This is a genomic window from Parageobacillus galactosidasius (genome assembly GCF_002217735.1).
In the GTDB taxonomy this organism is placed as follows: Bacteria; Bacillota; Bacilli; order Bacillales; family Anoxybacillaceae; genus Parageobacillus_B; species Parageobacillus_B toebii.
The window spans coordinates 341,155-366,498 of the sequence record NZ_NDYL01000002.1; the positions used below are offsets into that span (position 1 = coordinate 341,155).

General features: G+C 40.7%; 24 protein-coding genes and 4 pseudogenes. 15 read left to right on the forward strand and 13 right to left on the reverse strand.

Annotated features, from left to right (window positions below):
* Positions 1–344: 344 nt before the first annotated feature.
* The gene (locus B9L23_RS21735; protein WP_141103867.1) at positions 345–659 is read right to left on the reverse strand and encodes a nuclease domain-containing protein; all 315 of its coding nucleotides are present in this window, start codon (positions 657–659) and stop codon (positions 345–347) included.
* Positions 640–1,197: a hypothetical protein gene (locus B9L23_RS11020; RefSeq protein ID WP_169712563.1), complete on the reverse strand. Its 558-nt coding sequence runs from the start codon at positions 1,195–1,197 to the stop codon at positions 640–642. The genes B9L23_RS21735 and B9L23_RS11020 overlap by 20 nt, the downstream gene beginning before the upstream one ends.
* Before the next feature lie 160 nt (positions 1,198–1,357).
* On the opposite strand from B9L23_RS11020, the pseudogene B9L23_RS21740 reads away from it, so the two are divergent.
* Positions 1,358–1,906: pseudogene (locus B9L23_RS21740) on the forward strand (protoglobin domain-containing protein); the annotation flags it as partial.
* A 135-nt stretch (positions 1,907–2,041) separates the two neighbouring features.
* Positions 2,042–2,662 (forward strand): methyl-accepting chemotaxis protein, encoded by a 621-nt coding sequence (locus tag B9L23_RS21745; RefSeq protein ID WP_425439792.1) that lies wholly within the window; start codon positions 2,042–2,044, stop codon positions 2,660–2,662.
* Between the two features lie 435 nt (positions 2,663–3,097).
* On the opposite strand, the gene modA is transcribed toward B9L23_RS21745, so the two are convergent.
* Together modA and B9L23_RS11040 are read right to left on the reverse strand one after the other, a co-directional pair.
* On the reverse strand, positions 3,098–3,910 hold the full coding sequence (gene modA / locus B9L23_RS11035; RefSeq protein ID WP_062754595.1) for a molybdate ABC transporter substrate-binding protein: 813 nt from the start codon (positions 3,908–3,910) through the stop codon (positions 3,098–3,100).
* 495 nt (positions 3,911–4,405) lie between these two features.
* Complete coding sequence (locus tag B9L23_RS11040; protein ID WP_089097661.1) at positions 4,406–5,353, reverse strand: helix-turn-helix transcriptional regulator; 948 nt, start codon at positions 5,351–5,353, stop codon at positions 4,406–4,408.
* Positions 5,354–5,695: 342 nt separating this feature from the next.
* Between B9L23_RS11040 and modB the strand changes: the two genes are divergently transcribed.
* Both modB and B9L23_RS11050 read left to right on the forward strand, forming a co-directional pair.
* Positions 5,696–6,370, forward strand: coding sequence for a molybdate ABC transporter permease subunit (gene modB / locus B9L23_RS11045; protein ID WP_015863942.1), 675 nt, complete (start codon positions 5,696–5,698; stop codon positions 6,368–6,370).
* Between the two features lie 44 nt (positions 6,371–6,414).
* Positions 6,415–7,065 (forward strand): ATP-binding cassette domain-containing protein, encoded by a 651-nt coding sequence (locus B9L23_RS11050; RefSeq protein ID WP_089097662.1) that lies wholly within the window; start codon positions 6,415–6,417, stop codon positions 7,063–7,065.
* Positions 7,066–7,299: 234 nt separating this feature from the next.
* Here B9L23_RS11050 and B9L23_RS11055 read toward each other — a convergent pair whose 3' ends face one another.
* The 4 genes from B9L23_RS11055 to B9L23_RS11070 are packed head-to-tail and all read right to left on the reverse strand — an operon-like array spanning position 7,300 to position 11,219.
* A complete protein-coding gene (locus B9L23_RS11055; protein ID WP_089097663.1) occupies positions 7,300–8,094 on the reverse strand; it encodes an ABC transporter permease in 795 nt (264 codons plus the stop codon).
* The gene (locus B9L23_RS11060) at positions 8,094–9,032 is read right to left on the reverse strand and encodes an ABC transporter permease (protein ID WP_062754602.1); all 939 of its coding nucleotides are present in this window, start codon (positions 9,030–9,032) and stop codon (positions 8,094–8,096) included. Before B9L23_RS11060 ends, B9L23_RS11055 begins: the two co-directional genes overlap by 1 nt.
* Positions 8,996–10,096, reverse strand: a complete 1,101-nt coding sequence (locus B9L23_RS11065; protein WP_089097664.1) for an ABC transporter ATP-binding protein — start codon at positions 10,094–10,096, stop codon at positions 8,996–8,998. The genes B9L23_RS11060 and B9L23_RS11065 overlap by 37 nt, the downstream gene beginning before the upstream one ends.
* Before the next feature lie 19 nt (positions 10,097–10,115).
* Positions 10,116–11,219, reverse strand: coding sequence for an ABC transporter substrate-binding protein (locus tag B9L23_RS11070; RefSeq protein ID WP_089097665.1), 1,104 nt, complete (start codon positions 11,217–11,219; stop codon positions 10,116–10,118).
* A 434-nt stretch (positions 11,220–11,653) separates the two neighbouring features.
* On the opposite strand from B9L23_RS11070, the gene B9L23_RS11075 reads away from it, so the two are divergent.
* Positions 11,654–13,057 carry an amino acid permease gene (locus tag B9L23_RS11075; protein ID WP_089097666.1) on the forward strand — a complete coding sequence of 468 codons (1,404 nt, stop codon included), beginning with the start codon at positions 11,654–11,656 and terminating at the stop codon, positions 13,055–13,057.
* A 403-nt stretch (positions 13,058–13,460) separates the two neighbouring features.
* Here the strand turns inward: B9L23_RS11075 and B9L23_RS21750 are convergent, their stop codons facing one another.
* The 3 genes from B9L23_RS21750 to B9L23_RS11100 all read right to left on the reverse strand — a co-directional run bounded on the left by B9L23_RS21750 (position 13,461) and on the right by B9L23_RS11100 (position 15,793).
* Complete coding sequence (locus tag B9L23_RS21750; RefSeq protein WP_062754607.1) at positions 13,461–13,664, reverse strand: AAA family ATPase; 204 nt, start codon at positions 13,662–13,664, stop codon at positions 13,461–13,463.
* Positions 13,665–13,743: 79 nt separating this feature from the next.
* A complete protein-coding gene (locus B9L23_RS11085) occupies positions 13,744–14,424 on the reverse strand; it encodes an HAD family hydrolase (protein ID WP_062754775.1) in 681 nt (226 codons plus the stop codon).
* Positions 14,425–14,965: 541 nt separating this feature from the next.
* Positions 14,966–15,793 carry an ABC transporter ATP-binding protein gene (locus B9L23_RS11100; protein ID WP_089097667.1) on the reverse strand — a complete coding sequence of 276 codons (828 nt, stop codon included), beginning with the start codon at positions 15,791–15,793 and terminating at the stop codon, positions 14,966–14,968.
* A 216-nt stretch (positions 15,794–16,009) separates the two neighbouring features.
* Here B9L23_RS11100 and B9L23_RS11105 point away from each other — a divergent pair.
* The 6 genes and pseudogenes from B9L23_RS11105 to B9L23_RS11130 all read left to right on the forward strand — a co-directional run.
* Positions 16,010–16,150, forward strand: a pseudogene (locus B9L23_RS11105) (transposase); the annotation flags it as partial.
* Positions 16,138–17,184 carry an RNA-guided endonuclease InsQ/TnpB family protein gene (locus tag B9L23_RS11110; RefSeq protein ID WP_089097668.1) on the forward strand — a complete coding sequence of 349 codons (1,047 nt, stop codon included), beginning with the start codon at positions 16,138–16,140 and terminating at the stop codon, positions 17,182–17,184. The pseudogene B9L23_RS11105 and the gene B9L23_RS11110, both read left to right, overlap by 13 nt.
* Positions 17,185–17,333: 149 nt before the next feature.
* Positions 17,334–17,500, forward strand: a pseudogene (locus B9L23_RS20075) (VOC family protein); the annotation flags it as partial.
* Positions 17,501–17,554: 54 nt separating this feature from the next.
* A complete protein-coding gene (locus B9L23_RS11120; protein WP_089097669.1) occupies positions 17,555–18,787 on the forward strand; it encodes an MFS transporter in 1,233 nt (410 codons plus the stop codon).
* 428 nt (positions 18,788–19,215) lie between these two features.
* Complete coding sequence (locus B9L23_RS11125) at positions 19,216–19,434, forward strand: hypothetical protein (protein ID WP_211278812.1); 219 nt, start codon at positions 19,216–19,218, stop codon at positions 19,432–19,434.
* Positions 19,435–19,544: 110 nt separating this feature from the next.
* Entirely contained in the window at positions 19,545–20,165 is a 621-nt protein-coding gene (locus B9L23_RS11130; RefSeq protein ID WP_245842403.1) for an IS4 family transposase, read from the forward strand.
* Positions 20,166–20,536: 371 nt separating this feature from the next.
* Here B9L23_RS11130 and B9L23_RS20750 read toward each other — a convergent pair whose 3' ends face one another.
* The gene (locus B9L23_RS20750) at positions 20,537–20,764 is read right to left on the reverse strand and encodes a hypothetical protein (RefSeq protein WP_211278792.1); all 228 of its coding nucleotides are present in this window, start codon (positions 20,762–20,764) and stop codon (positions 20,537–20,539) included.
* A gap of 95 nt (positions 20,765–20,859) precedes the next feature.
* Between B9L23_RS20750 and B9L23_RS11140 the strand changes: the two genes are divergently transcribed.
* From B9L23_RS11140 to B9L23_RS11150, 3 genes and pseudogenes are all read left to right on the forward strand, one after another.
* Complete coding sequence (locus tag B9L23_RS11140) at positions 20,860–21,003, forward strand: hypothetical protein (protein WP_425439785.1); 144 nt, start codon at positions 20,860–20,862, stop codon at positions 21,001–21,003.
* On the forward strand, positions 20,987–21,544 hold the full coding sequence (locus B9L23_RS21065) for a DUF6431 domain-containing protein (RefSeq protein WP_015863907.1): 558 nt from the start codon (positions 20,987–20,989) through the stop codon (positions 21,542–21,544). The genes B9L23_RS11140 and B9L23_RS21065 overlap by 17 nt, the downstream gene beginning before the upstream one ends.
* A gap of 140 nt (positions 21,545–21,684) precedes the next feature.
* Positions 21,685–22,035: pseudogene (locus tag B9L23_RS11150) on the forward strand (helix-turn-helix domain-containing protein); the annotation flags it as partial.
* Positions 22,036–22,357: 322 nt separating this feature from the next.
* Here the strand turns inward: B9L23_RS11150 and B9L23_RS11155 are convergent.
* Entirely contained in the window at positions 22,358–23,083 is a 726-nt protein-coding gene (locus tag B9L23_RS11155) for a DNA adenine methylase (RefSeq protein WP_089097670.1), read from the reverse strand.
* A 250-nt stretch (positions 23,084–23,333) separates the two neighbouring features.
* Between B9L23_RS11155 and B9L23_RS11160 the strand changes: the two genes are divergently transcribed.
* Positions 23,334–25,334 (forward strand): ATP-binding protein, encoded by a 2,001-nt coding sequence (locus B9L23_RS11160; RefSeq protein WP_089097671.1) that lies wholly within the window; start codon positions 23,334–23,336, stop codon positions 25,332–25,334.
* The last annotated feature ends 10 nt before the right edge of the window (positions 25,335–25,344 follow it).

The following is a 25,344-nucleotide window of genomic DNA, read 5'->3' on the forward strand; positions in this document are numbered from 1 at the left end:
GGAATCCCCGTTTCCCATTTCTACATTTCTATTTACTCACAGCAGTTAGCATCGTTCTTTGAGCGTTAACGGCTTAATTGCACAAAGATTTAATTTGGAACGATTTAGTCTCCTTTTTTCCTTGCCAATTCAGAAATATCCAATAACACTTTTTCACGATCTTTGTTTGTTCGTTTTCGCTAGGTCCGGAGCTAGCGGCGTTAGGTCTGGAGTTATTATCATTAGGTCCGGAGTTTATCCGATTATATCTGGAGTTCCCTACGGACTTTTGATGAAACATTTCCGTTAACGTATAATTTCAACATCAAACAAATAAAAAACCACTTTCATATACAAGTGATTTCTCATTTCATTAACAGTTTTTTGTATGGATAATCAATATTAAAATTCCCCTTCATCAATTCATAATATTGTTCTGCCAGCTGGTCGCCATCAAGTATTTGTAACTCTTGTAAATCTTGTTCCCGGTTGATATTACTTTTCCCGCTTCGATATTTAGCCTCTACGACGATAGAAATCGGAGGTTGATTCTGCCGAGTCAATAAGATAAGTAAATCGGGTTCCCACTTGAAATAGGAGGTTTTAGGCCAAAATAGATAATCTGCCTTTATGACATCATCAAATGAATAGTTGATCGTTTCACCTGTGCGAAAATTCACGGCACGTTTGAGAAGTGGTAAGAATCAAAAGAGAAATCGCGCCTGATAATAAAACTTTCCCTAAATTTTCTCTTTGTTTTTTGATTTGCTTTTCTCCTAACCACACAAGTAAACCAGAACCGGCAAACCCCATCAAAATTCTGACTGGTTCCGTTAATATTCCCATTGCAGCAGCAATCGTAAATCCCCATACCAATCCAAGCAAGAGAACGAAGATAAATATTCTAGGAAGCCACACTCTTCCGATGACATGCTCCCAATCTATCGGATCGGACCCTTTCTGCTGTGCTGGCGGAGAGACTACTATTTTTCCTTTCTTCACAGGAGCTATGATTTCTTTTCGCTCTTGCGCTTGAGGTGCTTTTTGCGCTTCTTGTCCCCCTTGCAATATACTTTCAACTTGCCTCTTTAATACATTCATTTCTTTTTCGAGAACAACAATCCGTTGTTCTAGCTGTTCCATACGTTTTTGGTCCATTAGCTGTCTCCTTTCATTTTCAAGCATTTTCAAACGATAACGGATTCCTTGCTTCTTCAACTTTTCTGCACCCTTAGCCAACTATGAACGGGCTTCACCACAGATGATGAAAGTTAAAATGTTATTGTAATAGAATTAATTTTTTATTCTACTTCTACTTTTTTACAATATTCGTTAAAATAAAGTTGTCGAAATTTAGAAGAAAAAGGAGAGGCTTCTAATGAATCTTTCTTTCTGGATTAAAAAAGAAACCAAGCCACCTCATAAGGTTGCCACCGCGCTTCAAACCGAGCCCACACCTGTTCGCGTGAAAGACGCATCGATTAACAGGCAATTGGAAATGATCGAGCTCACGCATCGCGATTTAGCCATATTAGCACAGTTAAAACCATGGGTGGAAGAAAAAATCGATTGGATTGTCGGGCGCTTTTACGAGACGTTAGAAAAAGAACCATCTTTATTTGAAATTATTCATCGGCATAGTTCCGTTGAACGTCTAAAAAAGACCCTTACTATTCATGTGATTGAAATGTTTGACGGACGCATTGATGAAGCGTTTATCGAAAAGCGTACGCGCATTGCGGTCACACATTTAAAGATTGAACTGTTGCCAAAATGGTATATGTGCGCGTTTCAGCAGCTTCAGTTGTCGATTTTGGAAGCAATCGCTTCACATATAGACGATCCTTTGTTATTAATTGAATCAGTAAAATCGGTCACAAAAATATTAAGCTTTGAACAACAGCTTGTTTTAGAACAATACTGGCAAGCGCATGAAGAAGTCCGAATGCAGATGTATCAAGTAAAAAATGATCTCAAATTGCAATTACAAGAGACAGCGCAACAACTTTCTGACATATCCGAAGAGGTCCATGCTTCGGTTTCTGAATTGACAACGGAAGCGATGAATATTTTGCGATCTACTGAAGAAGCTGTTTCCATTTCGAAAAAAAGCGAACATCATTCTGCCGAGGGGCAGGACAAATTGCAAAAACAACTTTCTGACATTCACCATATTCAAGCAATGATGAAAAATATCCAAATAGAAATTCAAAGCTTACAACAGTCAGCCCGTGATATCGAAAGAATCAACAGCATCGTGACAAAGATCGCCGATCAAACAAACATGCTTTCGTTAAACGCTTCGATTGAAGCGGCGCGTGCGGGAGAACACGGAAAAGGGTTTGCCGTTGTTGCTAATGAAGTGCGAAAACTTGCCTTCCAAACAAAAGAATCTCTCGCTGATGTAACAAACATTTTAAATGAATTGAATAAAAAAGTAGAAGCTACTTCTGAATCGATGAATTCAGTCCATACATTTATTGATCGTGGGACAACCGATATGGAGAGAATCTATCAGTTTTTTGAAACATTATCACAGTCGCTCCAGCAAATTCGCACCCAAAACAATCAAATTAACGAAAAGATGAAACGATACGTCGATGTTATTGCGGATATTAATGATGCCACCAACAATGTTGCTACGTCGGCTGAGAGATTAGAGCAATTAACAAACGGCTTATAATGAACAAAGCCTTTGTTGCTTGAACAAGCGGCAGAGGAATTTCTAAATTACCAGACGTACTTTCTACATATGGGTATCTTCAATTGTGGTTCATCACTAATGTACTTGTCAAACTATTGATTTGATGTCATATGGTTGCCACTTGTTATTCGTAATCCAAGGAATTAGCATATTTTGCAGAAAGCCAAGTGCATCTTTTGGCAAAGAGCCACATATAAGGTTATTTTGAGGGATAAGCACACAAAAAAGAGAAGGCTGGCGCAAGTCCTTCTCTTTTTTCAAAAAACATTTAGCCAACACTTCTGAGTTTTCCTTCAGAACACAACCATCCATCAACACGGATCAGAAATAGCATTTGCACTGAGATATATAAGTGTTTTTTACGAATCTACTACAAGTTGGCGTAAGGGTTCCAAAGTTCTTGTGTTATATCACTTATTTCAAAATCTTAAATCCATATTTCTCAAAGACTTGGAGGGAATCTTTCGTCTGTAGGTATTGATAGAAATCTTTAGCCTCTGTTTTATGCTTCGTATCCTTAATGATACCAACCGGATAAATAATAGGATCATGCATATTAGCGGCTGCTGTGTCGACCATTTTTACCTTATCAGATATTTGTGCATCGGTTTTGAATACAATTCCTGCATCCACGGTATTTGCTTCTACATACGATAATACTTGACGCACATCCTTTGTGTACACGATTTTCCCTTTTACTTTTGTCCAAAGATTTAGATTGGTCAGGGTTTGTTTCCCGTACTGACCTGCCGGAGTAGTTTCAGGATTCCCTATCGCAAATTGCTTTACGCTGTTGTCTGCCAAAGACTGAAATCCTTTTACTGTGTCTGCTTTGTCTTTTGGAACAATTAGAACGAGTTCATTTCCTAACAAGTTCTTACTCTCTTCCTTGTTAATCAATCCTTTGTCTACGAGAGGACGAAATTTATTTTCAGCAGCCGAGAAAAATAGGTCTACTGGCGCCCCTTGCTCGATTTGCTGTTGTAATGCACCAGAACTTCCAAAGTTAAATGATAGTTTTATATTTTCGTGTTCTTTTTCATACTTTTTCTGAATTTCCGTTAGGGCATCTTGTAAACTTGCGGCTGCTGAGATGGTTAATGTTACTGTCTGTTTTGCCTCTGCCTCCTTCGATTCCTGTTTTTCTTCTTGTTTCGTACAACCGAAAATAAAGAGGAGTGAAGCACACAAAAACACACTCATGATGATGCGGATAGAATGCTTCATGCTTTCTGCCCCTTCCTTTCTTTTGAATTTTATAAATTATATGAATTATTACAAACTTATTATAATTATTTATAACTAGTTTGTACAGTATATAATTACTATTATTTATAATTAATTTATATAAGATATAATTATATAGAACTATGAAGTATCTCGCCGTTATTTGGATAGATCCAGCACAATGAAAAAAGCGCTCTATGTGGCGCTTTTTTCAGCTGGCGTTCTCCAGATCATACCGCCTTTTCAATAAAAGATTATTTTTTCGCTTATGCCCCACCCTGCATATCCCTTGATCAGGTTGGGTGAGCTACTAATGATCAAAAAAGCAATAGGAAAGCATAGCTACTTTATTTTAGGTGTCTTATATTTCTTAGTCTTTTTACATACGAAAGAGATCTTTTGTGAAGTTGAAAAACAAAAGCCAGAGGTTTTTCTCTATTTTTAAGAAAAACCTCTGGCTTTTTAATCAATTTCACTCTACTAGCTAGCTTTGTTTCAGTTTTCATAAACCACCTGTCCAGTTTGGGATAAATCATAACCACCTAGTGCTTTTAAATCGTTTTTAAAGTTATCAGATCTTAAAATTTGCAGGACTTGACTAATTAATTCTCTATTCTCATCGTTCTTTAAAATCACCAAATCATACCTTTCGTTAACTAGCGGAATGAAATCAACATCTTTTACTAAGTCTGCAGCTTTTTCAATTCCTACTCCGACATCGGCATCCCCTTTAGCGACAGCGCTTGCGACGCTTACATGATTGGTTACCTCATTGTTATAACCATTAATTTCAGATATAGGTATGCGATACTTTCTCAAACTTTCATCTAGTAAAACTCGTGCACCTGACCCTTTTTCCCGGTTCACGATTTTAATATCTTTTCTTCTTAAATCCTCCCAATGCTTTATATTCAATGGATTTCCTTTTTTAACATAAAAGCCTGCCTTCCTTGTTAGTAAATGAATCACGATATACTGAAAATTAACTAATATCTTGCTTATATATGGAACATTATATTCACCTGAAATTCCTTCGATTAAATGGGTGCTTACAATGTCTGAATATCCTTGATACATTGAAATTAGACTTTCTAAGCTTCCAACATAAGAACGTAATGGCCGGAACCTTTTCGAGGATTTTTCTAAGTAGTTAGCCAAAATATCTAAACTTATATCTTGGCCGCTGATGATCAATTGTCTAACTTGCGAATACCCTTGTGCTCCACTCGTTGTTTCTTTGCTTAATGACTGTGAGGAGCTCGGCTGTAACTCTCCTTTTGACCTTTTTATATACTCTTCTAGATCGGAAGGATCAATTCTCATTTGCCGTCCGACACGATAAGCGGGTAATAACCCTTTTTTCACTAAATCATATACGGTTAATTTTGAAACCTTTAATATGTTTGCGACTTCCTCGGTTGTATAAGAATGATTTTTTTCCATACTACTTACTCCTTCATTAGAAAATTTCGTTATAAGTAATTAAATTTAATTTTATATAATGTATTGATAACCTCCATATCATGATTTATATTTAATTATAAATAAAATTAATTATATTTCTATTAAGTTATGTATGAAATAGTTTATATTTAACCTTATTATATCATGTTTTGTTCGGCTCTTTGTTGTATATGATTCATTGTCTACACAGAAACACCTCAACGTTTGTATGTTGATTCTTATTTTATCATTGCTTCTGTTCCAAAGTTAATATAAGCAATAATTAAATATAACCATTTATAATGAAAAATAACCAATTTTACGAAAAGGTGAATGGCAAATATGAATTACTCTCCACTTATACTCTCTTTTAAAACTGCTACCATCTCAACGCTTATCGTATTTATTGCCGGGGTTGTGTTGGCACGATTGATCGGCCGTAGTTCCTTTCGAGGGAAAAGTATTATAGAAGCGATTATTTTACTGCCGCTCGTGCTCCCGCCTACAGTTGTAGGTTTTGGTTTATTGTATGTATTCGGTAAAAACGGCTTTATTGGTCGATTACTGCTCGACTGGTTTGATTTCCAGATTGTTTTCACTTGGTATGGTGTTCTGATCGCAGCAATAGTCGTATCCTTTCCTTTAATGTACCAAAGTGCAGCTGCAGCGTTCCAGCAGTATGACCCAAATATTGAAAATGCCGCTTATACGATGGGAGCATCTAAATGGAGAGTGTTTTGGACGATATCATTTCCACTTGCATGGCCAGGACTGTTATCTGGTTTAGTTTTATCCTTTGCACGAGCGTTAGGGGAATTCGGTGCCACCCTCATGATCGCCGGCTATATTCCGAATGTCACCGACACCATCCCTCTAGCCATCTATTTTGCAGTGGAGTCAGGTAATATGGAGGTGGCAAAATTTTGGGTGATCATTATCATCGCCCTTGGCTTTAGCGCTATTTTATGGCTTAATTGGTGGAGCAAAAAGAACATGATGAAGCATGTACACAAATGAAATCAATATATACAGCTTATTGTGTGTGTAAAGGAGTTTTTCTTATGCTTATCGTTGACATCCAAAAAAAGCTTTCCCATTTTGAATTAAATGTCAAATTTTCGGTAGCCAATGAGATTGTTGTTCTTTTTGGCCCTTCTGGTTCTGGAAAAACGACAATCTTAAATTGTATTGCTGGAATAAGCAAACCTACTGCTGGCATAATCCGATTAAATGACACCATTTTATTTGAAAATAAAAAGGTATTTGTTCCTATACAAAAAAGAAATATCGGCTATGTATTTCAGGATTATGCGCTTTTTCCCCATATGACCGTTTGGAAAAATATCGCTTATGGCATGAAAAACGAAAGCTTTGCAAAAGAATTAATGAAAGAGCTGCGAATTGAACACCTTAGAGACAAATATCCATCTGAAATTTCAGGCGGGGAAAAACAACGGGTAGCCATTGCACGAGCGATTGCAACTGAGCCGGATGCCTTACTTTTAGATGAGCCATTTTCTGCTTTAGATGATCAAACACGGGCGAAAGGCCATGAGGAGTTATTACGTATCCATAAACTTTGGCGCATTCCAATTATATTAGTAACACATCATCATGAGGAAGCAAAAAAATTAGGGAATCGAATTTTATATTTACACGAAGGAAAAATTCATGACAATGAAATCCATCTATGTAACATAAAAGAGATGTAAAATTGGTCGATGATTTCACGTTTAGTCCACCCTTCATACAAATATTTCTTCACCATGTCTAATTTATATTTACTGTAAAGTTTTTCTGATTTTTTCATAAAAAATATCCCCTTATAGTAAACAGTACATCACTTTCTGTCTACTATGGGGATAAATATCATTACTACCCTTCCATTGTTTCAATCATCTAATAATTCCGGCAGTTTCATACAAATACCTTCCAGCCATTGTCGATTAATGGGTGCTTCCCAACAGGCGTCCGACGCCGTGAATTTTCTCAAGAATCAGGATCAGCACCACCGAAATCAGAATCACAACACTTGATACAGAAGCGACGATTGGACTGTACGCATCCTGCATGTTCGAAAAAATCTCAAGCGGCAGTGTTCGCATATCGGAAGATACCATAAACAGCGAGACAGTTACGTTATCGAACGAAGTCAAAAAGGAAAACAGAGCCCCAGACAGAATTGCAGGCCGGATCAGCGGCAGCGTCACCCGCCAGAAAACGGTGACCGGACTGGTGCCGAGAATCGCTGCCGCCCGTTCCAACGTGTAATCAAAACCGCTCAGTCCGGTCAGCACAAACCGGATCACATACGGTACGCAGATGATAATATGTGCGATCAAAAATCCGGTCGGCGTCCCCGCCAGCAGCATCGGTGTGAAGTAAATCAATAAGGCGACCCCCAATACCAATTGCGGTACCGTCAACGGGGCGGTCAGCAACGATACTAGGTAACTTTTTCCTGGAATGTCATACTTAGCAATTGCCAGCGCACCGAGAGTGCCCAGCAGGACGGAAAAGAACGCTGTCAGAAAAGCAAACTTGGCGCTGTTCCAGAAAGCCTCGACAAACTCAGGCCGTTCCAGCAATTTCACATACCACTGCAGCGAAAATCCATGTGGTGGAAAGCTCGGATAGCTTGCGCTTGTAAAAGAAGCCGGAATCGTGACAAGCAACGGGATCAGGATATAAATCAGGCTGACTACAGCCACCGCAACCCTGATTTTTCCGGAAATTTTCATTAGCGAAACACCTCCCGGTACCGTCCTCTTTCCATCATCCTCGTAAAAATCGTGACGATTGCCAACGTGATGCCGAGCAATACATACGAGACGGCAGACCCGTACGTCCAGCGCAACAGGTGAATGATCTGGTCATATGCCACTACCGGCAGCATCGGCACATTCGCTCCCCCCATCAGAGCTGGGGTTACGTAAGCGCTCATCGACATGCTGAACACCAGCACCATCCCAGACACAATACCAGGCAGGCTGAGCGGCAGAGTGATCGATAGAAACGAACGGAACGGGCTGGCTCCGAGAATCGCTGCCGCTTTTTCGAGAGACGGATCAATGTTGTACAAACTGGTGGCAATGGACAAAATCATAAACGGCATATACGCGTTCGACAAACCGATGACAACCCCTGCTTCCGAAAACAAAAGTTTCAGCGGCGACTCGGTGATGCCAAGGCCTGTCAACAGTTGATTGACCGTGCCGTTGGGCAGCAGAAGCAAATACCAGCCAAAATTGCGAACCACGATGCTGATCAAAAGCGGCGATGCCACCAACAGAGTCAGCAATCCCCGGACGCGTGGAGAGCATTTTGCCATCGTCAGCGCCACTGGATAACCAAGCAGTAACGACACGATTACCGTGTACAGGCTCACTTTGATCGTCAGCCAGAGAGAATGCAAGTAATAGGAATCGGTGAAAAACCGGACATAGTTGTCAATGCTGTAAACCGCATTTGTCCCGCTCAGTCTTTCCGTGTCAATAAAGCTTAGATACAGGATATAAAGCATCGGAACCACAAAGAAACCGATAATAAACAGCAACAATGGCAGTAACAGCAGTACGGCGGCCAGATGTTTTTTCCAATTCCTGCGTTTTCCCAATACAGCCGGCTGCAACCGCAAGCTGGCTATTTCTTGACGATCATCATGTCTGACGGGTTCCATCCGATCATCACCTCAGTTCCTATCGTCCAGCCTGCTTCGATTGATGGATGCAACACCTGCATCCGTTCACCTAGCAGTGACACTTCAATTTCCCAAGCAGAACCTAGATAATTCATCTGGACAATGGTGGCAGTGTGTGAATTGTAGTTGGAAGCCGGATTTTCCAACGGCTGGATCATCAACTTTTCTGGGCGGATATAGAGCTTGACCGCATCCCCCACCGTACAGGTGCGATCCGATCCCATCACATTCTCCGCTTCGACCAGTACCTGCCCCCCGTCCGATAGTTCCACACTGATCATTCGGCTGTCGAGCGATTTGACCCTGCCATGTAATTGGTTTGATTTTCCGATAAATTGAAAGACAAATTCGGTGCGCGGATGGGCATAGATTTCAGTCGGCGTTCCGACTTGTTCAATTTTCCCCTTGTTCATCACGACGATCCGATCGGACATAGAGAGCGCTTCCTCCTGGTCATGAGTGACAAAAATCGTGGTGACACCCACTTCTTTTTGCAATCGTTTGATCTCTATCCGCAATTCATGACGCAACTTGGCGTCAAGATTGCTCAATGGTTCATCGAGCAACAACAGTTTCGGTTGCACCACCAGCGCCCGGGCGATGGCAACGCGTTGCCGCTGACCGCCGGACAGTTCGCGTGGATAACGTTCTTCCAGTCCAGTCATTTTCACCAGTTCCAGCGCTTTCTGGATGCGCCGTTTTTTCTTGTCTTCCGGCACTTTGCGCAGGGACAGGCCAAAATCGAGATTTTCATACACAGTCATATGTGGGAACAATGAATACGTCTGGAACACCATTCCCAAATCGCGCTTGTAGGCGGGAACGTCATTCACCCGCCGCCCTTTGATAAATACATCCCCCTGATCGATGTCGAGAAAACCGGCAATCACGTTGAGCGTTGACGTTTTGCCGCAACCGGAAGGGCCAAGCAAGGTGAGCAATTCACCTTGCTTGACCTCTAGATCGATACCGTCTAGGATCACGTTTCGGCCGATTCGTTTGTAAACGCCGCGTATTTCCACGTCATTCGTCAACGCCTGCATCTTTTCGCCTCCTATCCCCCTATTTTTTCACTTTTTTGCCAAGTTCCGGTGTGACTTCTTTAGTCCATCTGTCCGTCCATTGCGCCCGAATCTCGGACAGTTTCTTCACATCCGGACGGAAGACAGGATCGCTGTCTTTCAAGCCGATCGATGCTTCATATTTAGGAGCCGCTTTCATTCCTTTCAGAACCGGATAGAACCCTCTTTCCGCAATCTGCTTTTGCGACTCTTCGCTAATCAGAAAATTGATAAAATCCATCGCCGCTTTTTTATGAGGGGCATTTTTCACAACCGTCGCACTGAACGCTTGCAACGGCGCCCCTTCTTTCGGGATCACCATTTTCAACGGTACACCGGAATCGATCAGTTCGGCGATCGCATAGCTGCCCATCACCGTTACGTCGGCTGCCCCCTGTTGCATAGCCGGCATCATCTGGGTGGAGTTTTTGTAGAACGTATCCGAATACCTGGCGAGTTCTTTCGCCTTTTTCAAACCAGGTTCCAGATTGTCAAGGCTGCCGCCGTTCGCGTTCGCAAGGTTATAGAGCAGAGCGAATCCCCAGTCGTTGGCGATGTCGGCGAACGCCGTCTTTCCTTTGTAATCGGGACGAATCAGATCGTTCCAAGACGTTATCGGCGCCCAGCCGTTCTTCTCAAAGGTTTTCGTATTGTATGCAGGTGCGATTACCAATCCGAATACGGGAACTCCGATATTATCCACTGCGACAAACCGCGGGTCAACCTTAGACATGTTGGGGATCGCCGCTGGATCCAATTGCTCAGTCAATCCTTTATCGGCCGCTCGCTGCACGTCAATCGGTACGTAAAACGCAACGTCATATTGAGGAGCGTTTTTCTGCAATTCGACTTTTGACAGGATTTCACCCGACAACCCTGGCACAAAGTTCACCTTGATCCCGTATTTTTCTTCAAATTTTGGCGCAATCACTTCACGAATCGCCTTTTCAATCTTTCCGCCGTTCCCGGCAACCGTAATCTCCTTCACATTGTCTGACGACTTGTTGGCCGGTTTCGCTTCACCGGGCGGTTTCGCATTGGGAACTCCACACCCGGCCAGTGCCGCCATCACCATCATGAGTCCAATCATGATCCATCGTTTCATGACACAACCCCCATTTTTTACTCTTTTAGCTTCAACAGTTTTTTTATGCACGCATGTTGCCCATTAGCGATCTGTTATCAGACAACCTGATATCCGTATATTTATATTTCTGTCAAGCATTCGATATCACTTTTTAATTCTAAAAATTTTATAAATTCTTAAAATTACGTCGAGTGTGCGGCGATGGCGGCTGAAAAATACATATAGTCATAAATAAAAAGAATTTTAGAATAATGGGTATTTTTGCATAATTGTATTATATGGAAGTTTATTCGCAAGCTATTGTGTTAGCCGCCTAACTAGTTATCAGATTTTCGTTGTCGATTCCAGAAAATTAGAATTAAAAAATATGTCGAAAAAAGTAGAAATATGATATAATAGCAAATTGCTTGGCGTTTTAAACTAATTGCATAAGAGAAGAGAGAGGAGACGTCATGAATTTACTTCAAAAAAAGTCAATTACTCACTTGTTAAGTCAAAAGAAAACATTGCAGAAGACATTAGGGGCCTATGATTTAATATTGCTTGGTATCGGGGCGATTGTTGGGATCGGCATTCTTGTGTTGACAGGTGTCGCAGCAGCAAATGATGCAGGTCCTTCGATTATCTTTTCGTTTATGCTTGCGGCATTAGTGTGTGGATTTGTAGCGTTTTGTTATGCGGAAATAGCATCTGCTCTTCCCGTTTCCGGAGGCGTCTATACATACGCGTATGTAACAGTCGGGGAAGTAGTTGCGTATTTAATAGGATGGACACAACTTTTAATTTATGTTTTGTCCGTTGCAGCGGTGGCAAATGGATGGTCTGCATATTTTCGCTCATTGTTGGAAGGATTTCATTTGCATATCCCGAAAATGCTAAGTGCAGTACCCCAGCAAGGCGGAATGATAAACTTGCCGGCTGTCTGCATTATTTTACTTATGACATGGGTGCTGTCAAAAGGTGTGCAAGAAAGTAAGAAAGTGAATAATACGATGGTTGCCATCAAATTATCTATCATTTTATTATTTATTATTGTCGGAATATTCTATGTTAGACCGGAAAATTGGGATCCATTCATGCCGTTTGGATGGAAAGGGGTTCTCGCGGGAACTGCTACGGTGTTCTTTGCGTTTTTAGGGTTTGATGCAGTTGCAACTGCGGCAGAAGAAGTGAAAAAACCGCAGCGTGATTTGCCAATCGGCATTGTTGTTTCTTTAGTTGTGTGCACTCTTTTATACGTTATTGTTTGCTTAGTCTTAACAGGAATGGTTCCATATCATTTATTAAATGTTTCGGACGCAATGGCATTTGCGCTTCATGCAGTCGGACAAGATTTTGCTGCAGGGGTTATATCAGTTGGAGCAATTGTCGGCATCACAACAGTTATATTTGTTTATCTTTACGCAACAGTGCGCGTTCTGTTCTCTATGAGTCGCGATCGTTTACTGCCAAAACCGTTTTCAGTAGTTCATCCACACTCTCAAGCACCTGTTTTTTCGACACGGATTGCAGGATTTACTGGAGCGGCAATTGCTGGATTTATTGATTTGAGAGCATTGTCCAACTTAATCAATATTGGTGCTTTGTTAACCTTTGTGATGGTGGCCTTATCCGTTATGGTACTGCGCAAAACACATCCAAATCTGCAAAGAGGGTTTAAGGCGCCGCTTGTTCCGTATCTTCCAATATTGACGATCGCGTGTTGTATCTTCTTAATGACTCGCCTTGCGCTTGAAACGTGGTTGTATTTCTGCATTTGGATGATTATGGGCTTGAGTATTTATTTTATCTATAGAACGAAGCGCCAAAAAGATTCTCACCAAAAGCAAGCGTATATGATGAAAAAAGCAAACTAGAAAACAGAATAATCATAAGGTTATAAATAGGATGCTGATACAAAAATTTTGATGCCATTTATCAATCATAAGAATAAACAAACAGCCAAGCGCTTTTTCAAGAAAGCCTTGGCTGTTCTCATTTTTGTAAACCTATTGTCATGACAGTCGAATATGGTGTTATGTCAAGAAAACGGACACGTTAAACAGAGAGAGAGCTGAGCTATGCCGAAACTCTTTTGTGAAATGTTTACTCAATTATGCTCTTCAGAATTATTAAAAGGTCTTGCGTCATTCTTTTTTATCTAATGGTACACCCTTTTTAACATAATTTATTGAAACCGTTCCATGCTTTCATCCAGCATCCTTTTGAATAAATGATACGATCTCATTAAAAATTTCTTCGTCCTTTTTATCTGGCTTTCTAGGTATGGATATCTGAATATATTTTGATTGTAAAAGTGGAAAGCGTCAGGATATGCCTAATGCATTTTACGCAATGGTATGTAAATATACCGGCTTCATTCGGTCCATAGAGAATGTGAAGAGCCGTATCATCTTCGCCAAAATCGAGTTCGAACGCGCCATAGTTAAGTACAGATTGAATGCCGATGCTCCGGATTCTCATAGCGATGTTCCCCCGGATTGACTCCTTAATTTTGGACACATTTTATTTAGCTATTTCATCAATGGCGCTTTCTCACCCCCTACTGGTGTGAGTTGAACTTTCTCGCTAATTTTGCTTCTACTAGTGCCAATAAGTCATGCAATCCTATTTCACCCATTGATGATAAACGGTACAGATGCCCAGAAAAGTCTAGAAAACTAGTAACAGGGTTCGGTACAATCACACAATGAAGCCCTGCCTTAATAGCTGCGGTGAGACCATTTTTAGAGTCTTCGAATGCTAAAGCCTCATGCCCTTCAACCCCTAGGTCTTGTATAGCTCGTAAATAAAGTTCTGGATCGGGCTTTACTCTCTTTACATCGTCCGATGTTTTAATAACATCAAAAAATTCTTTGATTCCGAATTTTTCCAAAAACCCCTCAATCCATCTTCTACTGGAACTTGACGCAAGCCCAATTTTCAAGCTAAGATTTTTTGCCGTTTGTAAGTAATCCAATACTCCTTCTCGAAGCTGTAAATGACTCATTTTGTCCTGATATCGTTCACGGGTTTTTCGGCTAATTTCAGTACGATCAATGGGCTTATGGGCAATTTGGGCAAGCCGTTCATACAATATATCGTCCGTTGTTCCAATACAAATTGCAAAGTCTTCTAACTTTAAATCACAATCATATTCGATCATTACTTCTTTAAACACATCAAACCAAACTGACTCTGTATCTACAATTAATCCATCAAAATCAAACACGATTGCTTTAATCAATTTCTAATTCCCCCATTTTAAATTTTGTTTAATTGGATTCTTACAAAAAGCCTGTGATTGTGAAATAAGTAACAAACGCAACTATTGTAACTATTATACCAAATACTAAACCAATAATCCCCCATACAAGTATTTTCATTTGGATAAGAAGACTTCAGCGTTACTAACTGATAAGCTAACGCAAAAGCCAAAAAAGCATAAAAACTACTCCCCAAAAATCCCATCTTCAAACGATTGCTTTGAGTACCCTGCCACGCATGATTAATTAGCACCCATTCTTGACGATCAGCAATCTTGAACAGAGTGTTATCGACGATGTTGAACGGATTCGTACCCATCCTCTTGTTCCGGGCTACATTACGATCTACGGTTTTATTTACGACGTGAAAAGCGGCCGTCTGATTGAAGTACCTGAAGCTAACCGCATTGGCCGGGCAACCATCTGATTATCCCGCAAAACGAAACCGCTCATTTGAGACATCCTGTATGTCCTGCTGCTATAAAGCAATAAAGGAAACTTGGAGAGACCAAGTTTCCTTTATTTATTTGATTCTACCTCCGCAAATTTTGTCCAGCTAATATTTTTATGTATGGAAGCCCATGGTCGATTATTTTCCCAATGAACTTTCATTGCCAATTGAAACGTCTCTGATAAACATTCATCGGTTAATACTTTCTCTTTTTGTCCCGCGGCTACTATTTGTCCCTCTTTTAACAATAATACATGTGTCATCTCTTCTATAATTTCTTCAATATAATGAGTGACATATAGTACGTGGCATTGTTGATGTGCAATAATTTCTTTCGTTAATGATAAAATATCTTCCCTTGCTAAAATGTCTAATCCTATAGACGGTTCATCTAATATAAGCAATTTTGGTTTTGCCATTAACGCTCTTCCGATAAGTACTTTTCTTTTTTCTCCTTCTGATAACGTGTCATACGTTTTCCCTTTTAAATGATCGATTCGCAAAAATGCCATTAGCTGTTTGGCCTGCTCTCGATCGTCATTGGTCACATTTTCATATAATCCTATTGAAGCAAATTTACCGCTTATCACAATATCCTCTACTGTTTCCGATCTTAACGTTTGATTGAAACGGTCAAGAGAACTGCTGACAAATCCAATTTGCTTTCGAAGCTCAGGCAAGTTCGTTTTCCCGAATTGATGTCCTAAAACAGAAACTTCCCCTTTTGTTGGATATTGATAGCCCGTTATGATATTTAATATGGACGTTTTTCCTGAACCGTTTAAACCTAATATGACCCATTGTTCCTTTTCTTTTACTTCCCAATTTATATCCTTTAAAATAACCCGGTCTCCTCTGATCAAGGACACGTTTTTCATGCTTATGATATTTTCCATTTCACACTGCCCCTCTATTTTTGAGAATATTATAACAAATCATTAGCAAAAATATAAGAATCCGTCTACATTTTTACAGGCTAGTAAGCAGTTCTAAATATGTGAATATTTCTCTTCTGTTTAACAAGATAAAATTGTAACAGTTGACAATTTGTGTCCGATTACAGATAATGTAATAGGAACGTATATTCGCTCGATTCCCGGATTTTAAAGCAAGAATTCACTCATCTTGCTCATTAGCCTAGTCTATGGACACGTTCCTTCTTTGTCAGCACCGAAGGAAACGTATCAAGTGAAACCATCCAACGATATGTGGAAGAACAAAAAACAAGGGGGGTGAAACGGTGCAAGCATTGACAATTAAAATTCGATTCTTTCCAGATAACCCTGAGCTGCTTCGTCAGTTGAGCAGAGAATATATCCATACCGTAAATGCTTTAACCGAACAAGCCGAGAAAGAAGGTTCTTTCCCGAAAGTAACAACAAAAGATGTGGACGCCCATCTTCCTTCGGCTGTTCTGAATCAAGCGATTCGTGATGCGAAAAGTGTATCAAAGAAAATGAAAAAAGAAGGGAAGCGCCCCATCCTCAAAAAACCGGTATATTTCGTCAATAATCAAAACTATACCATTGGCGAGCAAATGATCGCATTTCCGATTATGTTGGATGGAAAAACGAGAAAAACAAGATTTCGAGCGATGGTGACAGAGCGTGATAAAAACCTGATCCAACATGCCAAACTTGGACTGATGCGCATTGTGGAAAAGAGAGGAAAGTGGTATGCACAAGTTTCATTAGGCATCCCTGTGACTGAAAAGAAAAAGGAAAAGGTCATGGGTGTGGATCTCGGACTAAAAGTTCCTGCGGTAGCGGTGACTTCTAATGGAAAAACTCGTTTCTTCGGAAATGGGAGGCAAAACAAATATATTCGCCGTAAATATCAACAAAGAAGGAGAAAGTTAGGGAAACTCAAGAAGTTGTCCGCTATTCGCAAAATGAACAATAAAGAGCAGCGTATTATGAAAGACATCAACCACAAAATCAGCCGCCAGATTGTCAATATGGCAATCAAGGAAGATGTTTCTGTTATTAAACTTGAAAAGCTGACGAACATTCGTCAGACGGCAAGAACAAGCCGTAAAAACGAAAAGCACTTGCATACATGGAGTTTTTATCAGCTTTCAAGGTTTATTGAATACAAAGCTAAGTTAGCTGGAATTTCGGTCGTGTATGTGGACCCGAAATACACCTCTCAACATTGTCCGCAATGCGGAACAAAAAATAAAGTCAGAGACCGCAAGTATGTATGTGGGTGTGGGTACGTCGCACATCGGGATCGAGTAGGTGCGTGGAATATTATGAAAGCACCTGTGGCAGATGGAGTAGCGTAAGCGAAAGTCTGCCAGCCTACGGAGCTATAGGCTCTGCCGTAGGACGGGGTGATGGCACACCCCTGAACTTGGGGGAACTACGGATACCAGAAATGGAATTCCGACTACCACCCAAGAATCCCACGACTTTAGTCGTGCGGAGTGTCAATCCTGCAATGTCACTGTTTGTAACATGTGATACCGAAGAAGGAATAAACAGAGTTTTTGAGCAGTTATCGCAAGATCATTAGCCGCTTATCCATTTAGCGAAAGGTTTGGTTGGGTGGAAGATAAATACGGTGTCTCATGGCAATTAAACCTTGCAAAAAGCAAATGATTAGTTAACAGCCCATTTTTAAATGAATACTAGATAGATAGAGAGGTCATTCTTATGTCATCAACAAACTCAAATCCATCCATGGCTTCACTACTACGCAATCGTTTCATCCAAACGATTATGACGGCCGGCTTGTTTATTCAGGTTGGCATTTGGGTGCGCAACTTTGCGATTCTATTGTTTGTCACCGAGAAGACAAATGGGGATGCGTTTGCCGTCTCACTCATATCGGTGGCCGAATTCGCGCCGATTTTTATTTTCTCCTTTATTGGCGGTACGTTCGCAGACCGTTGGCGGCCAAAACGAACGATGATCTGGTGCGACCTCTTAAGCGCTATATCGATATTTGTAATATTAATGGCGCTCCTGTTTGGCACATGGAAGGTAGTTTTCCTCGCAACATTCGTTTCCGCGATCCTATCGCAGTTCTCTCAGCCTTCAGGGATGAAGCTGTTCAAAGTACATGTTCCGGGAGAACAGATGCAGGCGGGGATGTCATTATTCCAGACAATGATGGCTATTTTTATGATCATCGGTCCGATTTTAGGCACCTTCGTCTTTCAACAATTCGGCATCTACATCTCTATGGCGGTAGTAGGTATAGCTTTTCTATTATCTGCTCTTGTGCTGACCTTATTGCCTCCTGACCGGATGGAGGAAAAGGAGGAAAGAGAAACATCGCTCTGGCATGAAATCAAGCTCGGCTTTCAATATGTGTGGTCGCGCAAGATTCTTGTGACTTTGGGAGGCGGCTTCATGGCTGCCGGGTTAGGGCTTGGATTAATCCACCCGTTGGCCATCTTTCTAGTAACAGAGCGTCTTGGTCTGGAAGAGAGTTACTTGCAATGGCTGTTTGCAGCCCATGGAGCAGCGATGATCATCGGTGGCACTGCGGCGATGGTATTCTCCAACCGGATTGCGCCGCACATCCTGCTGATGCTGGGGATGGGAAGCATGGCTGCAGGAATTTTTGTGATGGGTTGGTCCACTATGTTCTGGCTTACTTTAATGGCTGAGTTTATCATCGGTCTATTCATGCCTGCCCTTCATATCGGCATTAATACGATTATACTGAACAATACCGATGAAGAATTCGTGGGACGTGTCAACGGAATATTGACCCCACTTTTCATGGGTTCGATGGTTATCACGATGAGCTTGGCTGGTCTGTTGAAAGAACAATTCTCCCTATTCGCGATCTATCTGACCTCTGCCGCTCTCTTTGTCATTGGCATACTGATCATGCTCCCGATGTTCCGAATGCCTAAAACGGCTGAAACTGAATAAATAACCACTAACAAAGCCCATTAGCCAGCCATGCTGCGGTACAGCATCACAAAGATGAAAATGTTGTTTTTGTGTCTAAAATAAGCTGTTTGACATAAATGTTCAAACAGCTTATTTTTATTGAAAAATAATCCTCAATCGCCATAGATTGATTCCCGATATTCACTACTAACGTATGAATTTATGAACAGGCTCGAGACGGACATGCACCTACTCGAAAACAGAAAACCGACGATGATTACTAACGATTGAACTCCGTTAGCCCTTGACCTTCACCAACGGAATATGGTTGTTTCGTATTGGAACTTTCAATCCATACAAAATTAGTGGCACTATATAAATCCAGTTTGAAATTCCGACATGTTTAATCAACCTGCATCCTTGTCTATACTGCTCCTAAATGAGTAAATCAAAGGAGCGGAAGAAGAATGAGGAAAAAAGGATTACAAATTACAAACGATCATGGTTGGACGATCGAACGCCTTCAAGAACAGGAACGCAAAATGAAAAAGGCGAACATGGCAAAACGAATTGCAGTCATTCGTCTGATTATGCAAGGCTATTTGGGGATCCAAGTCGCTGAGCTCTTGAATCTCCACCGTGAGGCCGTTTCGATTTACGTGCAAAAGTTTAACATGGAGTGTTAAAGGGCGTCAAAAACAAATCCCTACGTATGGACATCACGCAACCGTTAGCTTATTAGGCGGTGTGAATATCAAAACGGGGGAATTTCACTGTATGGAAACCAATCAATGCAATGCACTTTGCTTATCATACCCAGCACACGATTTTACCGAATGACCTTTGCATTCGGGATCTGGGGTTTTTTTCACTCGCCACGCTGGCGGAGATCGATGCTCGAGGTGCTTATTATATTACCCGGTTGCGTTCCGATATCAAAGTCTATATCAAACAGGACGGGGAGTGGCACGAATGGGATTGGGAATCGATAGGAAATCGATTGGGCGAGGGGGAAGCCGTGGAAGTGGAACACGTGTATATCGGACACCAACGCCTGTATGTTCCGCGTCTGATTTTTCGCCGTCTCACGGCGGAAGAATGGGAAAAACGGCTGACGTATGTGCGGAAAAAGGAAAAAAAGAAAGGGAAGGCGCTGTCACGCCAAACCCTTGAACAAAAGAAATATCACATCTTACTGACCAATTTACCACAAGAATCGTTTGATGCGCAACAAGTTTATGAGCTGTATTCGCTGCGCTGGCAAGTGGAGCTGTTATTTAAGGGCTGGAAATCCTTATTTGACCTTGACCGTGTCAAAAAGATGAAGAAGGAACGATTCGAATGCCACTTATATGGGACATTGATTGCCATTTTAGTCACGCAGACTCTTCTGTTCCAAGCCGGCCGACTATGGTGAGGACTATCAAGGTTCGGTTTCATCTGGCGCCAAAATCCAATTTGAGTATGAGCTGTTATCGGGCACCTGTCTTCAGCTGTGCGTCCAACAGGCCAATGATTCCGATGCCCGCTTTGCTTATCATACCCAGCACACGATTTTACCGAATGACCTTTGCATTCGGGATCTGGGGTTTTTTTCACTCGCCACGCTATTTAAGGGCTGGAAATCCTTATTTGACCTTGACCGTGTCAAAAAGATGAAGAAGGAACGATTCGAATGCCACTTATATGGGACATTGATTGCCATTTTAGTCACGCAGACTCTTCTGTTCCAAGCACGAAGGTATTGGCATCAACGGGAGGGAATCGAGATCAGTGAATGGAAAGCGCTTAATATCCTCCAATCGTATTGGCATCGGTTTCTTTTGCATCCCCAAGCGATGGAAACCGTCCTTCCATCTCTCCTGTCTCTGTTAAGGAAACACGCGAGGAAAGACCGAAGGAAAGGAGAGGAAACGGTATCGGATCTTTTAAAGAAATTGGGGATATGGTAGTGTGGGTTATGGATATAAATGCCAAATAACCCTCTTCTTGAGGGTTATTTGGCATGCCCAGCATTTGGTTTTCTCTTCATCCTTTGATTGATTTTTCGAACATGCGTATCATCCTAAAAAATTTTATACCGCTAACTTGACGGGTATGGGGAGGAGGACGTGATTCAATTTCATGACTTTGGCATTGACGTCCAAACGTATGCAGAGCGTGGAAAAGAAAACGACTTCCCTCTTCTGACACAGTGTCCGCATTGCCGGGCCAAGCGCCCGTTACGGGGAGGAGGACGTGATTCAATTTCATGACTTTGGCATTGACGTCCAAACGTATGCAGAGCGTGGAAAAGAAAACGACTTCCCTCTTCTGACACAGTGTCCGCATTGCCGGGCCAAGCGCCCGTTACACCGCCACGGTTACTATGAGCGAAACGCATTGACCCCACATGGTGATTATCGCATTTGGATTGTCCGGTATCGCTGTCGGGAATGCTTGAAGACGGTGAGTGTGCTGCCTTCCTTTCTCCTCCCGTATTTTCAGTATACGTTGTCCGCCATATGGCAAGTCGTGAAAGAGCAGTTGGGATTGACCGAGGGGACGAACCGGGCTCCGTTTCTCCCGACAAAGGACGGCATCATCTTTTATGTCCGGCGGTTCTGCCGAAACCTATCAAACCTTCACAGCTTTTTTGCGAGGCGGTGGAGGATCATAGGCCCTATCGTGAAAAAAGAAAAGGAACGGGCTTCCTGGTGGATCCGGACGTTGGAGAAACACGGTCTCTATTCGGTCATCAGAGACATGTGGAAGGACGGATTCCGACACCCTTTTGCGAATCAAATGGGATCCTGATTTTACATACATATCCTAAATTGGAAATGGTTGAGGTTCCCACAAACCTTTCCTATCGACGGAGAAAAAGAGATCCGGTACGATAAGGGCAGACGGACCGGAACGGTCCTGATTCCAAGTGAGACAAGGAGGAGATTCGAATGGATGAGTCGATGAGACACGACATTGCCCTGTTTCGGTACGGGCTAATCGCTCCGTTGGTGAATGGGCAGGTGGAACCGAAGGCGTATCTGAAAGAGGTGAGCGAGCGAGTGCACCATGTTCCCCACCAGGGCGACAAACGAATCGCAGCCAAGACGATCCTCGATTGGTGCACCCGATACAAAAAAGGGGGCTTTGACGCCTTAAAGCCGAAGCGCCGTTCGGACCGCGGCCACTCAAGGCGTCTGTCGCCCGATGATGAGGATCATATTTTAGCCCTAAGAAAAGAACATCCCACCATGCCCGTGACGGTGTTCTACGAACACCTGATCGAGCAGGGGGAAATCCCACTATTCATGAGACATGAACCTCCTTGTGGATAGTTGGTGGTACATCTATTCTAACCAAGGAATCGGGTTCATGTCTCCTTTTTTGTTTAGTTGTCAATTTATGTCAGTGAATTTGCTCATCTACAGTTTTTATTTATTGATTCTTCAATTTTATGTTAATTTATTTTATTAATAATTAACACAAAATTCTTGACGGTAATAGGCAGACAGTGCGAGTAAGAATTTGTAAAATCTTCTCGTACTGTCTGCCCTTATTTCTAATTTGTTCAATTAAGAGATAGTTTGGATATTATTATGTCAGCTAGTTTTTTATAAAAGTTGATTATCTAGCCCCTTTAAATAAACCTATTTCAGCTCTTATATCAAAATTAGAAATAAAAAGTTCCTTTCCTATGTTATTTGTTTTTGAAGTTAATGAATAGTACCATTCTTCTTGATTAATAAATGGAGCCCATGAATATAAATCTCGAACCTCTTTGCAATCGTCTATGGTTAGTAAAAACTTATGGTTACAGTGTCGAAGTAAGTTAGCAAGCTCTTCATGTTCCTCTGGTGTCATAAAAACATTATATAATTGCTTTCCTTTTTTGTAGTACGGAGGATCTAGAATTATTAGTACGTCTTCACCTCTGGCAGTTATTAGTTCTTTATAGTCTACACTTGTTATAGTAGTTTCCTGCAATTTTAAAGAGCATAAATCTATTCTTCTACATATCTCTTCTGAATTCCATCTACAGTCGATCTTATATTCAGAATCTTGATTTAAGCCACCTATTGGGTTAGCAGACAGTATCCCTGAATAATTAGTTCTATTTAAAAATAAAAACATAAACGCAGCTTCGACTGAGGATGATGGCTCCGAAAATTTTATTGTTTTCCAAAGTTCTATCGATGGTTTGTGTTTCCTAACCATTTCTTTCAGCTGTTCTGGTTCATCACGGATAACCCGAAAAAAATTTGAAATCATTGGATCCTTATCATTTAACCAATTAATCGGTACTTTAGGTTTTCCAAAAAAAAATGGAACCGCCTTCGAAAAAAGGCTCACGGTATTCCTTATGCGGGACAAAGTATGGGAGAAACCTTTTCAGGACTTTGCTTTTTGAACCTGGGTATCTTAGCGGAGAAAGGATTCATTCCAAATTCACTGTGTTCATCACCTACCTAAAAACACTAGCTATTCAGGAATTTTTCGGGGTAATATATTGCTAAAATTCGCAAATATTTATAAATATTTATGGTATAATTTTAACATGCTGATATTTTTTTGCCAGAAATTTATTGCGGGGGGAAATTTTATGAGTTTAGTCAATAACTTATTAACTAAAGATTTATTGGTTAAACTTGTACAAAAAGAAAATTTTATTGGGTGGGTATACTCAATAGACTATGACTATGCTTATATTATGACCAATGATTTATGGAAAGCGAATGCCCTAGCTGTTCCGCACAACTGCTTTTTAGTAGCAGCAACTTTTGACCCTGAAAAATTCTCTACAGTTTCAATAGAGGAACAAGAGGTTATTTTATTAAGAGTTGTTGGCTCCTCTAAGTTACCGCAAGATGATGATTTAATCAGAACTAAGATTGATTATTTTCAACAACAACAATCAGCCTTTCATAATATAAATTCTAGCGATATGGATGATATAACATTGAGTCAATTACAGTTTGGTGGACTACAGTGTAAGGTACTTGGTACTTTTTATAAAAGGGATGGGGAATTATATCTAGGTAGTGATTTAGAATCATTTGCTACAGCTGCTAGGCTAAATGTATATCGACCTCGCAGAGAAGCTTTAGAAATCATTGTTAATTATGTTGATCCTTTACGGAAAAAGAAGGTAGCAGAAGAAGCCAAGGATTTAGGGATAGAGCGTGAGATTAAACCATTTAAGATTGGCACCGTTAGATATACATCCACGGATAGATTACATAGAAAAGATGAAGAAGAGAAAGTTCCGGTATATATTCAACCGTCAGATTTTCTTGCAAGAAGAACTGCTGTTTTAGGAATGACCAGAACTGGAAAATCCAACATGATAAAACAAACCGTTTCAGTTGTAAAGAGAGTTTCAGATGGAAGTGGTATTAATATTGGTCAGATTATATATGATACAAATGGTGAATATGCTAATGCTAACCAGCAAGATAAAGGCTCTATAGCTGATGTTTACAAAGACGATGTTATTAGATATAGAATGATTCAAACTCCTGGATTTAAGGAGTTACGTAACAACTTCTATACTCAATTATCAGAAGGATTTTCCATAATTCAACAAACTATAAGAGAAAATATTTCTAATCCTTCTGGTGATATTCAAACTTTTTTAAATACCTCTTTTGATGAGCCGGATAAAGCCGAAAAAAGCTCACATAATCGTTGGAAAGTTAAGGTAGCAATTTATCGAACTATGTTAAATAAGGCAGGCTTTGAAGGTGGAGAAAATTTCAAGGTAAAAATTCCAGTGAACCAAGAAGTTATAAATGCGGTAAATCAGGTAGCTGAAGAAGATGATGTAGAATTACAGGACCCTAGAAGTGGAATTAGCCTGACGGAGGCAGAACTTTGGTTTACTTATGCAAGGAAAGCTAATAAAAGAAGTAAACTCTTAAGTTCTAGTAAAAAGCCTTGGCTTGATGATGAAGCTGTTGCAATGTTAAATATGTTAGTTAACAAAAATGATAATGATAGTTATATTAACGGTTATAAGGTTTTGGTTACCGCCAAAAAATACCATTCACCTCACAGAAATAGTGAAGTTAGTGAAGAGATATACGAATACCTAAAACAGGGGAAAATAGTTATCCTTGATTTAAGTGTGGGGAATCCTACTTTAAGGGAAGCCATCAGCAAGCAAATTGCTCAGTATATCTTTGAGCAATCAATGAACATCTTTATCAACGGCGGGACCCCACCTAACATTGTTGCTTATATTGAAGAAGCACATAACTTAATTGGAAAAGATATGGACTTAACAGAAACTTGGCCAAGGATTGCGAAAGAAGGGGCTAAGTATAAGATAGCTTTAGTTTACGCAACTCAGGAAGTATCATCCGTCCATCCAAATATACTGGCTAATACAGAGAATTGGTTTGTTTCACATTTAAATAACCAAAAGGAAGTAAAGGAACTTAGTAAATTTTATGATTTTGAAGATTTTAGCCGTTCGTTAATAAGAGCACAAGATGTTGGTTTTGTTCGAATGAAAACACTGTCAAGTCCATATGTTGTTCCGGTGCAAATTGATAAGTTCGATCCTGAGTTAGAAAAGGGAAAATTAAATAAATTATCATAGGTGATGGAGA